The 15,393-nt window shown below is 43.0% G+C and carries 13 protein-coding genes and 1 pseudogene; 11 read left to right on the top strand and 3 right to left on the bottom strand.

Going from position 1 to position 15,393, the window contains the following annotated elements:
• Positions 1-6 precede the first annotated feature (6 nt).
• The gene (gene ftsY, locus BM329_RS02355; protein WP_092548327.1) at positions 7-1,191 is read right to left on the bottom strand and encodes a signal recognition particle-docking protein FtsY; all 1,185 of its coding nucleotides are present in this window, start codon (positions 1,189-1,191) and stop codon (positions 7-9) included.
• Between the two features lie 356 nt (positions 1,192-1,547).
• On the opposite strand from ftsY, the gene rsmD reads away from it, so the two are divergent.
• From rsmD to BM329_RS02340, 3 genes are all read left to right on the top strand, one after another.
• Positions 1,548-2,138, top strand: coding sequence for a 16S rRNA (guanine(966)-N(2))-methyltransferase (gene rsmD, locus BM329_RS02350; protein WP_092548324.1), 591 nt, complete (start codon positions 1,548-1,550; stop codon positions 2,136-2,138).
• Between the two features lie 29 nt (positions 2,139-2,167).
• Positions 2,168-2,437 (top strand): DUF1145 family protein, encoded by a 270-nt coding sequence (locus BM329_RS02345; RefSeq protein ID WP_092548321.1) that lies wholly within the window; start codon positions 2,168-2,170, stop codon positions 2,435-2,437.
• A gap of 211 nt (positions 2,438-2,648) precedes the next feature.
• Complete coding sequence (locus BM329_RS02340; protein WP_092548318.1) at positions 2,649-4,889, top strand: zinc/cadmium/mercury/lead-transporting ATPase; 2,241 nt, start codon at positions 2,649-2,651, stop codon at positions 4,887-4,889.
• Between the two features lie 222 nt (positions 4,890-5,111).
• Here BM329_RS02340 and tusA read toward each other — a convergent pair whose 3' ends face one another.
• Positions 5,112-5,366 (bottom strand): sulfurtransferase TusA, encoded by a 255-nt coding sequence (gene tusA / locus BM329_RS02335; RefSeq protein WP_092548316.1) that lies wholly within the window; start codon positions 5,364-5,366, stop codon positions 5,112-5,114.
• Positions 5,367-5,535: 169 nt separating this feature from the next.
• Here tusA and BM329_RS02330 point away from each other — a divergent pair, with 169 nt between their 5' ends.
• The 3 genes from BM329_RS02330 to BM329_RS02320 all read left to right on the top strand — a co-directional run bounded on the left by BM329_RS02330 (position 5,536) and on the right by BM329_RS02320 (position 9,744).
• Positions 5,536-6,201, top strand: a complete 666-nt coding sequence (locus BM329_RS02330; RefSeq protein WP_092548313.1) for a 7-cyano-7-deazaguanine/7-aminomethyl-7-deazaguanine transporter — start codon at positions 5,536-5,538, stop codon at positions 6,199-6,201.
• Positions 6,202-6,592: 391 nt separating this feature from the next.
• Complete coding sequence (locus tag BM329_RS02325) at positions 6,593-8,341, top strand: acyl-CoA dehydrogenase family protein (RefSeq protein WP_092548310.1); 1,749 nt, start codon at positions 6,593-6,595, stop codon at positions 8,339-8,341.
• A gap of 302 nt (positions 8,342-8,643) precedes the next feature.
• A complete protein-coding gene (locus BM329_RS02320) occupies positions 8,644-9,744 on the top strand; it encodes a glycerol dehydrogenase (RefSeq protein ID WP_092548307.1) in 1,101 nt (366 codons plus the stop codon).
• A 172-nt stretch (positions 9,745-9,916) separates the two neighbouring features.
• Here the strand turns inward: BM329_RS02320 and BM329_RS14945 are convergent.
• Positions 9,917-10,100: pseudogene (locus BM329_RS14945) on the bottom strand (IS630 family transposase); the annotation flags it as partial.
• Between the two features lie 238 nt (positions 10,101-10,338).
• Between BM329_RS14945 and BM329_RS02310 the strand changes: the two are divergent.
• The 5 genes from BM329_RS02310 (at position 10,339) to BM329_RS02290 (ending at position 15,387) form a co-directional block, all read left to right on the top strand.
• Positions 10,339-11,106, top strand: a complete 768-nt coding sequence (locus BM329_RS02310) for a nucleoside-specific channel-forming Tsx family protein (RefSeq protein WP_092548304.1) — start codon at positions 10,339-10,341, stop codon at positions 11,104-11,106.
• Between the two features lie 370 nt (positions 11,107-11,476).
• The gene (gene cyoA, locus BM329_RS02305) at positions 11,477-12,457 is read left to right on the top strand and encodes a cytochrome o ubiquinol oxidase subunit II (protein ID WP_092548301.1); all 981 of its coding nucleotides are present in this window, start codon (positions 11,477-11,479) and stop codon (positions 12,455-12,457) included.
• Positions 12,458-12,461: 4 nt separating this feature from the next.
• On the top strand, positions 12,462-14,444 hold the full coding sequence (cyoB, locus tag BM329_RS02300; RefSeq protein ID WP_092548298.1) for a cytochrome o ubiquinol oxidase subunit I: 1,983 nt from the start codon (positions 12,462-12,464) through the stop codon (positions 14,442-14,444).
• Positions 14,444-15,055: a cytochrome o ubiquinol oxidase subunit III gene (locus BM329_RS02295; RefSeq protein ID WP_092548295.1), complete on the top strand. Its 612-nt coding sequence runs from the start codon at positions 14,444-14,446 to the stop codon at positions 15,053-15,055. The genes cyoB and BM329_RS02295 overlap by 1 nt, the downstream gene beginning before the upstream one ends.
• The gene (locus BM329_RS02290) at positions 15,055-15,387 is read left to right on the top strand and encodes a cytochrome o ubiquinol oxidase subunit IV (protein WP_092548292.1); all 333 of its coding nucleotides are present in this window, start codon (positions 15,055-15,057) and stop codon (positions 15,385-15,387) included. Before BM329_RS02295 ends, BM329_RS02290 begins: the two co-directional genes overlap by 1 nt.
• Positions 15,388-15,393: the final 6 nt, after the last annotated feature.

The raw sequence follows: 15,393 nt of genomic DNA, 5'->3' as shown, positions 1-15,393 counted from the left end.
TTATAGTTAATCCTCTCGGGCAAAAAGAGCCTCAATAAAATCGTCTGCTTTAAATGGACGGAGATCTTCAATACTTTCCCCTATGCCAATGTAGCGGATTGGGATCTCAAATTGGTCGGCAATGGCGAAGATAACACCACCTTTCGCAGTCCCGTCCAGTTTGGTCAGTGAAATACCTGTTAATCCCACAGCTTCATGGAATAGTTTAGCCTGACTTATTGCGTTCTGACCTGTGCTGGCATCCAGTGTCAGCATAATTTCATGTGGAGCTTCGGCGTCCAGTTTTTTCATCACACGAACGATTTTTTTCAGCTCTTCCATCAAGTGAGATTTGTTCTGTAAGCGCCCTGCGGTATCAGCGAGCAAGATATCTACACCTTTGGCCTTGGCTGATTGGATGGCATCAAAAATCACTGAAGCAGGATCTGCTCCCGTATGCTGAGAAATAACAGGAATTTTGTTGCGCTCACCCCAAACCTGCAACTGCTCTACTGCCGCTGCACGGAAAGTATCCCCTGCTGCCAGCATGACGGACTTGCCCTGAGATTGGTATTGGCGCGCTAATTTACCAATGGTAGTTGTTTTGCCAACACCATTTACTCCCACCATCAGGATGACGTAAGGTGATTTACTTTCAATCTCCAAAGGTTTATCAACTTTCGTCAGAATGTCTGACATCTCCTCTTTCAGTTTAGAGTAAAGCGCTTCTGCATCTTTCAATTCTTTACGGCTGGCGTGAGCTGTCAGACTTGTGATGATCTTGCAGGTGGTTTCGACACCCACATCCGCAATCAGTAGCTGTTCTTCCAACTCTTCAAACAAATCATCGTCAATTTTCTTGCCACGGAATAATCCTAAAAAACCGGAGCCAAAATTCTGGCGGGTTTTAACCAGACTGCCCTTTAAACGAGCAAAGAAGCCTTCTTTGGTTGGAGGTTCCTGTTCTTTAGGTAATGCAGTTTGCTCCTCGGTCTGACGGGCGGCTTCTTCCGCTAAACGCTGCTGTTCGGCTTCTTCGGCTGCGCGACGGACGGCTTCTTCTGCTAAACATTGCTGTTCGGTTTCTTCGGCTGCTCGGCGGGCAGCTTCTTCCGCAGCTAATCGTTTTTGTTCAGCTTGTTCTTCTTGTTTCTTCTCTTGACGATCAAGTCCAAACCAAGAGAAGAAACCTTTTTTTCTCTCTTTTGCCATCGGCCACTACACTCCTTGCGGTTAATTATGGCGTTATCAATAAATATGCCCACTGAGATATACCCGTCGTCTTTCAAGTTGCAGCTTTGTTGGCTGCGCTCACTCACCCCAGTCACATAGTTAGCTATGCTCCTGGGGGTTCATTCCCTTGCTGTCGTGCTGCATCTTGAAATCCATTGGGTATAGGTTCTAACGGTGATAAAATTCAGTCTAACATTTTCATCACACCACAACACATATCTATCACGGATTTCGTGGTAAATTAATCAATCGGTTTCTTCATTCTCATTCACTCTTTGTCTCCGCCAGATATTATTTAATCGCGTTGGATGACAAATATTTAAATTATGTAAATTATGGCTAAAAAACCAAAACGTGCGTCGTTGGGACAAATTCGTATTATTGGCGGTAAATGGCGCGGAAGAAAATTGCCAGTTCCTGATAGTGACGGGCTACGCCCAACGACTGATCGAGTCCGTGAAACGCTCTTTAACTGGCTTATGCCTATTATTCAGGAAGCTCGTTGTCTCGATTGTTTTTCAGGCAGCGGGGCACTCGGATTCGAGGCTTTGTCTCGTTACGCAAAACACGCAACTTTAATTGAATATGATCGCCATGTGGCCGCCCAACTATCGTCTAATTTAGCCTTGCTGAATGCTGAAAATGCCGAAGTTGTGCAGAATAATGCTCTACAATATCTTAGTAAAGCAGGAGCACCATTTGATGTGGTTTTTCTTGATCCCCCATTTCGTAAGGGAATGCTTACTGAGGCAATCCGTTTATTGGAAAGTAATGGCTGGCTGGCGGCAGAAAGCTGGATTTATGTTGAGGCAGAATCTGAATCTGCTGCGACAGAAGTTCCCGCAACCTGGCAACTGCACAGGGAAAAAATCGCTGGGCAAGTTGCTTACCGATTGTATATTCGCCATCCGCAATCTGGTGTCTGACCCGATTAAATACTACTTTGGAGTCAATGATGTTTATTCAATTAGGAAGAGTTCTCATGGTTTTCGTTTGGGGGATCATGATCTTCAATTTATTTCACCCGTTCCCTAAGCCATTGAGATATTTTATGGATATCGCCATGATATTCACAGCAGTAATGCATTCTTTTCAGTTATTACTGCTAAAGCATTCTCAGCCTAAAGAGCAAAAACTGTCTACTATTCTTCAAACCAAAATTTTCTTTTTCGGTGTTTTTGAATTATTGGCTTGGCAGAAAAAGCAGCAGCGAGAAAAAAAATAACCCCCACCAGTGGTTCATTTTTCACCTCGCATTACGTAAAGTCTTAAGGAGCAAACGGCACCAAGAGGAAGGGTATTGATAATGAAAATCCATCATGAAATCGCACAAATTATCAAAAAAATTCCTCTTATCGGGTTTGACTCTAGAGTAAGCTCTAGAGTGTAGAGTTAATCTCAACTAGTCAGAATTAACACTATCTTAGAGGTCGCCTATGCCCCCCACAGCCCGAAAACATAAGCAATTAGATCACAATGCTTTGCTTTCTCAGAAAGAAAAAGAGCATCACCACAGCCATGATGGTGCTCATTGTTCACACGATCATGCTCATGCCATACAGGATACGGTCCCACTCGAATTAACAGCCAATCAACGCTTTAATTGGATTATCCAGGGTATGGATTGCCCGAGTTGTGCAGGAAAAATCGAGAATGCCGTAAACAAACTTCCGGAGGCTAAACAGGTTAAGGTACTGTTTACAACAGAAAAACTGGTAGTCGATTCTGATGTTGATATTCGTGCTGCCGTTGAACAAGCCGTAAAACAGGCTGGCTTTGAAATTAAGGCAACGGATGCAATATCCAAGCTACCTCCAGCCGCCAATCATTGGAAAACATTCTCTCCGATCCTGATCCTCACTGCCTTGATGCTCATCAGCTGGGGGATATCAACAGTCAATACTCCCGCAGGGCAAATTGCTTTCATCATTACCACGCTAATTGGGTTATATCCGGTTGCGATTAAAGCCGTCAAACTTATTCGTTCAGGTACACCCTTTGCCATTGAAACGTTAATGAGTGTTGCTGCCATTGGTGCCTTGTTCATTGATGCCACCGCAGAAGCCGCAATGGTCATTTTACTGTTTAAATTAGGGGAGGTTCTGGAATCTTATGCTGCCGGACGGGCTCGTCGCGGTGTCAGTGCTTTGATGGCCTTAGTCCCCGATCAAGCCTTACTGGTTAAGGATGGCAAGAAAAAAACCGTATCGGCTGCCGATCTGCGTCCCGGCGACATTATTGAGATTGCGCCTGGTGCCCGTTTACCCACCGATGCGGAATTACTCAGTCCATTTGCCAGTTTTGATGAAAGTGCCCTAACTGGTGAGTCTATTCCCGTTGAACGGCATCAAGGAGAAAAAGTCGCTGCTGGCTGTCTTTCTGTCGATAGTGCCGTACAGATGAAGGTAGTCTCTGAACCGGGACACAACGCAATTGATCGTATTCTCCAATTGATTGAAGAGGCAGAAGAACGTCGTGCACCTATCGAACGCTTTATCGACCGATTCAGCCGTATCTATACGCCACTGATTATCTTATTCTCAGCATTAGTCGTGCTAATTCCGCCTCTGTTCTTTGCCGGATCGTGGGAAACGTGGATCTACCGTGGTCTGACCCTGCTACTGATTGGCTGTCCTTGTGCTTTGGTTATCTCTACTCCCGCAGCAATTACTTCTGCTCTGGCAGCGGCAACCCGCCGAGGCTCCCTCATCAAAGGTGGAGCGGCATTGGAGCAACTTGGGGCAATAACCACAATCGCACTGGATAAAACCGGCACACTGACCGAAGGTAAACCACAAGTTACTGAGATTGAGCCAGTTGCAAGCATCAATACAGCAAGCCTGCTGGCGCTGGCTGGTGCCGTAGAAAGCGGTTCTCATCACCCATTGGCCAAAGCTATCCTTAACGCGGCTGAAAGCAAAGGAGTGACAATTATTGAGGCCGAACACCGCAAAGCGCTTGCAGGTATCGGGGTTGCAGGGCAATTGTCAGGGAAGAGAGTTTTAGTTACTGCTCCTGCACGATTACCTGAAAATACCTTATCTGCTGAATGGAAACAAAGAGTCAGCGAACTGGAAAGCAGTGGCAAAACTGCGGTTGCAGTCATGCAGGATGAGCAATTTATGGGCTTGGTTGCCATGCAGGATACTCTGCGTCAGGATGCCATAGATGCCATCCGAACCCTGAAAAAACAAGGGATAAACGCGGTTATGTTAACAGGTGACAATCCCAGGGCGGCAGCGGCCATCGCCAGTCAGTTAGAAATAGATTATCGTGCAGGGTTATTGCCTGAAGATAAAGTGAAAGCGGTTACTGAGTTGAACCAGAAACACCGTACTATGATGGTCGGAGATGGTATTAACGATGCCCCAGCCATGAAAGCGGCCAGTATCGGTGTCGCTATGGGCAGCGGTACTGACGTTGCTCTGGAAACTGCCGATGCCGCTTTGACGCATAACCGTCTGACCGGATTACCTGAAATTATCGCTCTGTCCCGGACAACCCATTACAATATCCGCCAGAATATCACCATTGCGCTGGGTTTAAAGGCAATATTCCTTATCACGAGTCTATTGGGCATCACTGGGCTATGGATGGCAGTTCTGGCTGATTCTGGTGCTACCGCGCTGGTCACCGCCAACGCTGTCCGGCTGTTGAGAATAAAGACGCAGAAGTGATAAGCAGAAGTGATAAATGGCAGGTGGAACTGCTGATAGAAAAAAGAACAAATTGAAAAGGTGCAAGGTATGCACCTTTTCAAAATTACAATTACTCAAAATTGCTATTAAGGAAAAAGGAAATATGGCATTCAGTAAACTAATGAGTCGAAACTAACTGCCATATTTGAAGCATAGTATGCTTTCTTTTTTCTGCCAGAAAATCGCTTTGTATTTTCTCAATTATCCAATATTTTCGTTTTTTCTGAGCAGATACCGATAAGGTGTTTGCACTATTTCCTGCGCCACCAACACATGATCCATAAAACGACAAAATCCTGGAATATCACGGGTTGTCGCCGGATCATCCGCGATGATCAATAACGTCTGACCCGCAGTCATATAGCGGACTGTCTTACGCACCATCATTACAGGCTCTGGGCAACGTAATCCTGACGTATCAAGCGTTTTGTCAGGATTGGCAAAAATATCTGACATAAAAATCTCTGTAAGTTCAAACAATCTATGGCGGTGGATTATATTACAAAATATCGTCAACTACCGTACTTTACTTTTGTTTCGCAAGCAGAGTATGATTTATCTCCCTGATCTTTCAGGCACGTTTATTTTTTGGGTTCCCTCACCCCATTCAGCAAAAAGGTACAATATGTTCCAATTGACCGCACAACAGCGGATCACTGCGTTGATCTGGCTTTCACTCTTCCACGTTTTGATCATTACTTCCAGTAATTATCTGGTGCAATTACCCATTTCCATTTTTGGTTTTCACACCACTTGGGGAGCCTTTACATTTCCCTTTATCTTCTTGGCAACCGATCTGACTGTGCGGATTTATGGTGCGCCATTGGCTCGACGGATCATTATCTCCGTGATGCTTCCCGCATTACTAATCTCTTACCTGATTTCAGCGCTATTTTTTCAGGGAGCATGGCAGGGATTCGAAGCATTGGGAACTTTCAACCTGTTTGTCGCCCGTATTGCAGCAGCCAGCTTTATGGCCTATGTCCTTGGGCAGATATTAGATGTTAGTGTCTTCAACCGACTGCGCCAACAACGCCGCTGGTGGATAGCGCCGGCTACCGCCATGTTTTTCGGTAATATGCTCGATACACTGGCTTTTTTCTTTATTGCCTTTTACCGCAGTACCGATGCGTTCATGGCAACACATTGGGTAGAAATTGCCTTGGTAGATTATGCGTTCAAGCTATTTATCTGTATGCTTTTTTTCCTGCCTGCTTACGGATTTATGTTGAATTTAATAATAAAATATTTTTTCTCTGGAACAGAAAGGAATATTCTGCCTCAAGCCTGATATAGCCATTCCCTCTCTAAATCGAGAGGGGGAAAATTCCGAATAATATTTATTGAGTCATCCCCCGATATTTAAAATATATCGTTAAGAATATTTTTCCAATATACTCACACTACTTCAATATACATTTATTATTTTCCCGTGGTGCGGAAAGATAATAAGCTGCTTTCGTCTCGTGACCGGCAAATTGAAGTTTAGAGTATAATCTTAGATAGAACATCTATGCCTTTAGTCTTTCAAAATTGCCACTACGAGACATTTTGAAATCTATTCGGTATATATTTTTTTACCCAATAAAACTAAGAATGGCATATAAAAATTTTGAAAACTGCAGTCTTAAAAAGAAAAAGCACATCTGTCTTTCCCGTGAAAAAAATGAGGCTTCAATAAAATGAATCTGTCTTCACCTAGTTCTTCACTAAAAATAAGTAATTATTTAGGAATAAGAAATATAAAACTATCTGATGGAATTACAAAGATAATTAAAACCAACAGTAATACATATCAGGCATCAGTAAAGAAATTTATAAAACTACTTTACTATATCAAAAATAATAATATTGATATAAATTCATTTGATAAACTGGCTGAGCTTCATGAATTTGTCGCTCTCCATGATGGTGCTGTAGCCTCTATGTTATCAATCCACTTTAATCTGACTATCGGTACTATCGCCAATTTAAATAAGCGAACACCATATATAGAAGAACTTTACCAGAAACTTTGTTCAGGGAATGCAATTGGGGTCTATCTGGCAACTGAATTAGCATATGGCAATAACCTGATAAACCTGAAAACGCAAGCTACTTATCTCCCGGAAAAAGGCATTTTTATCCTTAACTCACCTGATCCGAATGCCTATAAATTTATGCCTAATACGGTACCGTGTGAATTACCCAAAATCGCAGTCGTGTATGCCCAACTCAATGTAGCCAACAGAAAATATGGTATTTTCCCATTTATATTACCTCTGTCAATCAATGGCAAGTTAACTAAAGGGGTTAAAATAACGCCACTAAGCGATAAACCTGGATTCTATCTTGATAACGCTATCACTTCTTTTGATAACGTTGAAATTCCGTTTGAAGGGCTGCTTGCAGGCAATGTAATGACATTAGATCGAAATGGTCAGATATCATTGCATGTTAAGAAATTAAAAAAGCGATTTGCATTAGTTACCAATCGGATACATACAGGGAAAATCTGCATGTCCATCTGTTCAGTCGGGATGGCTAAATCAGCACTTTATATTACTAGTACCTATGGAAGTAAACGGCAGACTTTCGGTTACTCTGGTGCAATGCCAGCCCTCAACTACTGTCACTTTAAAGAAAGTATCGCATGGGATACACTGACTACCATAGCTCACACTCTATATTTAAGAAAATTGACAAAAAAAATTTCAATTCCGCTATCAGAATCGACTAACAACTTTAAAATATCCGATGAGTTACTCGTTGAGATAATCTCGATAAAATCATTATTTACCTGGCGTACACAAGAGATACTGATTAATTGCCGTGAACGCTGTGGTGCTCATGGATTATTCTCCATCAATAAAATACCCCAGTATTTAATCTCCAATTTTGGCGCGATTACTGCGGAAGGTGATAATCTTGTTCTCTCCCTGAAAGCTGGGGAGATGATCCTGACTAATGGCCTGAAAAATAGTGACACAAACATTGAGGATGATTTGCTTTCCATTCTCACTGATTATGCCAAACATCTATTAGATAAACTTAAAAAATTAACTGGACACGATAATAAAAAAATAACTCTCGACATTATCAATAAAAACAGCAACGATTTTCTGACTCTCAGCCAAACATATGCCATTTTAGCCGTTGTGACCACAATCACTGATTCATATAATACCGACGATATCGGGATGATTCTTGAGGGTTATCTTCTCGACTGGATCCACCGTTCTATGCGTGATCTTTTGATAAGCGAAATCATTAATATACAAGAATCTAAAAAGTTAAATGAAAGACACATAACATATATTCGCGATCATGCGGAAATAATAAACTGCTATATTTACGATTTTGAAATGGACAAGTCAGGAATTGAAACCCCCATATCAAGCGATGACTATATAGGCTGGTATGCTGGGAATCACGATCAGTTAAAAAATTAGTTACCGGCATAAGAAGAAAAACACTTCCTATTCTTGAGGTACTTTTCTAGGCTAAATAGCCTGGATTCAGTTATAGCAGGAACCAGACACAATGAGATCCATAACCATTGTCCAGGTGGGAAAAGATGTCAATTCCTGTTTTTACTCATAACTTCTCTGGATATTTTGCCGTATAGTGTTTGGTGAGCAGGTAAACACACACTTCGATATGATGCAATTCGTAGCCTGCGACACCTCTGTATGGTGACACTCCATACCCAGTTCTCAGTGAACTCGTTTCCAGTGAAGAAGGAATATTTCTTATGCTGAAAGTGATCCAGTCTCCATCCAAATATATCCAAGGGCCGGGTGCGTTATCTCACATTGGCCGATACACCAAAATGATTGCTGGCCATGTCTTCGTAATTGCCGATAATTTCGTGATGAGCCTTATTGGGGATACCGTCAGCAATAGCCTAGAAGAACACGAAGTTACCAGCCATTTCGAAATCTTCAATGGTGAATGCAGCAGCAGTGAAATAGAACGCTTGTCCGCCATTCTGGTCAGTAACCAATGTCAGGCCGTCATTGGACTCGGGGGCGGAAAAACGCTTGATACTGCCAAAGCTATAGCATACGAATCTAAGATCCCCATAATTATTTCACCTACTCTTGCTTCAACTGATGCGCCGACCAGTGCTCTCTCTGTCCTGTATACTGAACTTGGAAAATTCGACCGCTATCTGCGCTATCCACAAAATCCGGATATTGTGCTGATGGATACCAGTATCGTTGCCAAAGCACCTGTTCGCTTATTTGTGGCAGGAATGGGGGACGCCCTTGCCACCTATTTTGAAGCGCGAGCCAATAGTTCAGCCCATAAACCAACTATGGCCGGAGGAGCCACATCTACTACAGCTTTAGCATTGGCTAAACTATGTTATGAAACCTTGATAGCAGAAGGCTATAAAGCAAAATTAGCCGTGGAAGCGGGAGTCAGTACACTCGCGGTTGAAAATATTGTTGAGGCAAATACCTATCTCAGCGGCATCGGTTTTGAAAGTGCGGGCCTGGCCGCAGCTCACGCAATCCATAATGGTTTTACGGTGCTGGAAGAATGTCACCATCTCTATCATGGTGAAAAAGTGGCATTCGGCACTTTGACGCAATTAATATTGGAAAACAGCTCAAGTGAAGAGCTGGAAGCCGTACTCGATTTCTGTGTACAAGTTGGTCTGCCAGTAACACTGGAGCAACTCGGTTTACGTGATAGTGAAAAACTGCATCAAAAAATCATGCAAGTCGCTATAGCAAGCTGTTCCGAAGAAGAAACCATCCACAATATGCCTTTTGCTGTGACACCCGATCAAGTTTATGCTGCAATTCTGGCCACAGACAGAATGGGGCAGGATTGGCTGTATTAAGTGATTATGGCGGTTTCAGAGCGGCTAATCCCGCTCTGAACTCACGACCCCCCGTCGTTCCTGTAGTCGATTCATGTTTTGTTAATAGCTCACGTATCTCTTGTCTGATAAGGAATAAAAACGAGCTAGAAAAATGCATCAAATAAGATTTTAAAGTACATAATGTAAATCAATTTATCCAGCGATTGACTGAGGAACGTGAATAGTGAAGAGTCCTGGAGACAAGAGAAACCTTACTTCCTTCATGTCACATTAAGAGCGTGGTGAGGCGACGCGATAGTCCTTATCTCGGTTCTCTGGATAAATTTTTTCATCTGACGTCGTTCATTTCGAGGTATTTCTGCTATGATTGGCATTAACTCAATCCATTTTGGGATTTTTTTGATTTAGCAATTAATCAGATCGCAAAAATCGGACTGAGTTCCCTTCAAGTGATCTACTATTTTAAAATCTTATTTAATCAGATCGCTCAATTCGGATTGCGTTCCCTGCCTGTGATCTATTATTTGGAACTGCTATTTAATATTTGAACGTATTTTATTTCGAACTATTCGAAATATTTTTAATCAATTTAAAATCATATAAAGAGAATTTATGAAAAGACATATTTTAACACTCACTACAGTTGCCGCTGCTTTGGTTTCTGCTTCAGCTAGCGCGGAATACCAAAGGGGGTTTGCCAATGCCAGCATGAACTACCTTGACTGGAACAAACACACTACACAAAAAACTGGGCAAATCTCCCATAAAGATGATTTTGCCTATTTGGAACTGGAAGGCGGTGCTGATTTCAGCTGGGGAGAGTTATATGGTTTCGCTGATTTAGAGAATCCATTTAACAGTAAAATTGCACAACCGGGTGATAACCAACGTTACACCTTTAAAACAACAAGCCGTTTCTATCTTGGTGATACTGGTTTCAACCTCTATGGTCATGTCTATGGAACCTATTCATTACCAGGTAAAGCAAACGGCGGAAACTTCCATGAAGTCAATACACTCTATGGATTAGGCTATAATACAACCCTTGCGGGTTTATGGCTCAAACCATTTGTCGCCCTGCACTATGTTGACCAAACTTTCTACTCAGGAAATAACGGGTATGTCGTAGGTTGGGTAGCAGGATACGATTTCAACCTGTGGGAGCAAAAATTCAGTATCACAAACTGGAATGAAATTGAGTTGAACCGCAATAAACGTTACGGCAACGGCGGACGCGAAGGCGTGAATGGTGCTATTGCATTATGGTGGACTCCACATTCCTCTTTCACAACCGGCATTCAATACCGCTATGCAGATAATAAATTGGGAGAAGATTTCTGGCAAGATGGCATTGTTTACAGTGTGAAATATAATTTCTAATAACTAATTTTTCACTGGGCAGCTTCTGGCTGCTCATTGTTCCCAAGAAATAATAGTTATCTTATCGTTTACGACGCGTATGAAAGTTGTTTTTTATTTTATTTTATTTTATTTTATTTTATTTTAATCAAAATTAAACCTTAAAAAATAGATAGTTGGCTTTAAAAAATTGTCTATTTTGATTTTTTGGATTAGATAACCACTCAAAATTAACGTTTTGTTAAATTTAATATTACATGTGATCCCCCTAGCATAAAAAGCCTACAAGCTAACCTGCTTCCATTACAATTGTTTACACTCCAGTAACCTTACCGTAGAATGCCCCCACTGATGAAACGACAATAAAGCTTTTGTTATCTGGGGTCGCTCAATGAGACTTATGAAATACAAAAAAACTATTGGGTTATCGTCACTACTCGCAGCCATTTTAATGCTAAGTGGTTGCGATATGGTATTGATGAATCCCAAGGGGGCGATCGGCGTTGAGCAAAAAACGCTGATATTAACAGCGTTTGGCCTCATGCTGATCGTTGTTATTCCGGCAATTGTAATGGCAATCATTTTTGCCGTACGTTACCGGGAAGCCAACAAATCTGCCACTTATCGTCCAAACTGGGCACACTCAAATAAAATTGAGTTGGTTGTCTGGACGGTGCCTATTCTGATTATCATCACGTTAGCAACGATTACATGGAAAACGACTCATGAGCTCGATCCATATAAGCCGTTGGACAGTGATGTGAAACCGGTAACGATTGAAGTTATTTCGCTTGACTGGAAATGGCTGTTTATCTATCCGGAGCAGGGTATTGCAACTGTAAATGAAATTGTATTCCCTAAAGACGTGCCAATTAACTTCAAAATCACTTCTGACTCTGTGATGAACTCTTTTTTCATCCCACAGTTAGGTGGACAGATTTATGCAATGGCAGGTATGCAGACCAAACTGCACTTAATTGCTAACTCTACAGGTAAATACGATGGTTTCTCAGCTAGTTACAGTGGGCATGGTTTCTCCGGCATGAAATTCACTGCAACGGCAGCTGAGGATCGTGCAGGTTTTGAAGAGTGGGTGCAAAAAGTTAAAGCCTCACCTAAAACCCTGGATACTGTGCAAGCATTCAATGAGTTAGCTAAACCTAGCCAAAACAACCCAGTTGAATACTTCTCAAGCGTGAAACCAAAACTATTCCAAGAGACTATCGCCAAATTTATGGGGGATATGGGCCATACTGGTATGTTTGGTATGTCGGATCATGGTAAATCTGGTCACGAAAAAACAGAACATGGTGAAGCTGCGGGTCATAATATGAATATGAGTCAGCCGGCTCATGCAGGTGTTGAGGAATAAAGACATGTGGGGAAAATTAACACTGGATGCGATCCCATTACATGAACCCATTATTGTGGTGACATTGCTTGGGATCTTGCTTGGGGGACTGGCAGTTGTTGGTGCCTTAACTTATTTCCGTAAATGGAAATGGCTCTGGAGCGAATGGTTAACCAGCGTTGACCATAAAAAAATTGGTGTCATGTACATCGTCGTTGCCATGGTAATGATGATTCGTGGTTTCGCTGACGCCATCATGATGCGCGGACAGCAAGCCCTCGCTTCCGCGGGTGAAGCAGGTTTCCTGCCCCCGCACCATTATGACCAGATCTTTACCGCTCACGGCGTTATCATGATCTTCTTTATGGCAATGCCTTTCGTTGTTGGTCTGATGAACATTGTTGTTCCTCTGCAAATCGGTGCACGCGACGTTGCATTCCCATTCTTGAACTCTTTAAGCTTCTGGTTGTTTGTTGTTGGTGTCGCACTCATCAACATCTCTCTGGGAATAGGTGAGTTCGCGCAAACTGGTTGGCTGGCATACCCGCCTCTATCCGGCCTGGAATATAATCCTGGAGTTGGGGTTGATTACTGGATATGGAGTCTTCAGCTTTCCGGTGTGGGTACATTATTGACAGGTGTTAACTTCTTCGTGACCATCCTGCGCATGCGTGCCCCAGGTATGTCCATGATGAAACTCCCTGTATTTACCTGGGCTTCATTGTGCACCAACGTACTGATCATTGCTGCGTTCCCAATCCTGACAGTCACTATTGCGTTGTTAACTCTGGATCGTTATCTGGGCACCCATTTCTTTACCAATGATATGGGTGGCAACATGATGATGTACATCAACCTGATTTGGGCTTGGGGTCATCCTGAAGTTTACATTCTGGTTCTGCCAGTATTTGGTATCTTCTCTGAAGTTACTGCAACCTTCTCGAAAAAACGCCTGTTTGGTTACACCTCACTGGTATGGGCGACAATCGTTATTACCATCCTGTCGTTCATTGTATGGTTGCACCACTTCTTTACCATGGGTTCTGGCGCGAACGTTAACGCTTTCTTTGGTATCGCCACCATGATTATCTCGATCCCAACCGGGGTTAAGATCTTCAACTGGCTGTTCACCATGTACCGTGGTCGTATCGAATTCAAAACCCCAATGCTGTGGACTATCGGCTTCCTGGTCACTTTCTCTATTGGTGGTATGACCGGTGTTCTGCTGGCAGTACCTGGTGCAAACTTCGTTCTGCACAACAGTTTGTTCCTGATTGCTCACTTCCATAACGTAATCATCGGTGGTGTTGTATTCGGTTGCTTCGCAGGTACTACTTACTGGTTCCCGAAAGCGTTTGGTTTCACACTGAATGAGAAATGGGGCGTCCGTGCATTCTGGTTCTGGATCTCAGGCTTCTTCGTTGCCTTCATGCCTCTGTACGCACTGGGCTTCATGGGTATGACCCGTCGTCTGAGCCAAGATATCAACCCAGAATTCCACTCTATGCTGGTTGTTGCAGCTGGCGGTGTAGTCTTAATCGCCTTGGGTATCCTGTGTCAGATTATCCAGTTCTACGTCAGTATCCGTGACCGTGATCAAAACCGAGATCTGACTGGTGACCCGTGGGGTGCCCGTACTCTGGAATGGTCAACTTCATCTCCACCTCCGTTCTATAACTTTGCTGAAGTTCCGCATATCCAGACTCGTGATGCATGGTGGGATATGAAAGAAAAAGGCACTGAATATAAGCGCCCTGCTAAATATGAAGAAATTCATATGCCTAAAAATACAGGCGCCGGTGTGATTATCAGTGGTTTCTGTTTGGTATTAGGCTTTGCTTTGATCTGGCATATCTGGTGGATGGCTATCGCAAGTTTCGCTGGTATCATCATCAGTTGCATCGTGAAAAGCTTTGACGAAGACGTTGATTACTACGTCCCTGTAGCTGAAGTTGAGAAAATTGAAAATCAGCGTTACGAAGAACTGAGAAAGGCAGGTGTGAAATAATGTCGACTCAAACCCTTAACAACACAGCCGCCCATGACACTCATGGGCACCACGATACAGGAACCAACAAAATATTTGGTTTCTGGACCTACCTGATGAGTGACTTGGTTCTGTTTGCAAGTCTGTTCGCTACCTATGCAGTGCTGGTTAATGGCACTGCTGGTGGTCCATCTGGTAAAGATATTTTCGAACTGCCATTTGTACTGGTCGAAACCTTTTTACTGCTGTTCAGTAGTATCACCTATGGTTTCGCCATGCTGAGCATGAACAAAGGTAAAGTCGCTCAAGTTAACTTGTGGCTATTTGTTACCTTCCTGCTTGGCCTTGGCTTCGTTTCAATGGAAGTGTATGAATTCCATAAATTGATTACGGAAGGTGCTGGTCCTCAAACAAGTGCATTCTTATCCGCATTCTTTGCACTGGTTGCTACTCACGGTCTGCACGTCACTTTCGGCCTGATCTGGATTATCATCCTGATGATTCAAGTTTCACGCCGTGGTCTGACCGATGTGAACCGTATGCGCCTGAACTGCCTGAGCCTGTTCTGGCACTTCCTTGACGTTGTATGGATCTGTGTATTTACTGTCGTTTATCTGATGGGAGCTATGTAATGAGTCATCCAAATACTTCTCATTCCGGCGCCAGCCACGGTAGTTTCAAAACCTATATGATTGGTTTTGTACTGTCAGTCATACTGACGGTGATCCCATTTTGGATGGTGATGGAAGGCACAGCTTCCCACAGCTCAATCCTCGTGACAGTAGTTGCGATGGCTGTCATTCAGATTTTTGTTCATTTCATCTGCTTCCTGCATATGAATACATCGTCTGAAGAGCGTTGGAACCTCGTTGCTTTATTATTCACATTATTGGTCATCGCTATCGTTGTTGTTGGCTCTCTGTGGATTATGTACAACCTGAACATCAATATGATGGTTGATTAAGGGTTG

It is taken from the genome of Xenorhabdus koppenhoeferi (assembly GCF_900116635.1).
Taxonomy (GTDB): domain Bacteria; phylum Pseudomonadota; class Gammaproteobacteria; order Enterobacterales; family Enterobacteriaceae; genus Xenorhabdus; species Xenorhabdus koppenhoeferi.
The sequence above is the reverse complement of the archived record's forward strand: the minus strand, read 5'-3'. Positions and strand labels throughout refer to the sequence as shown.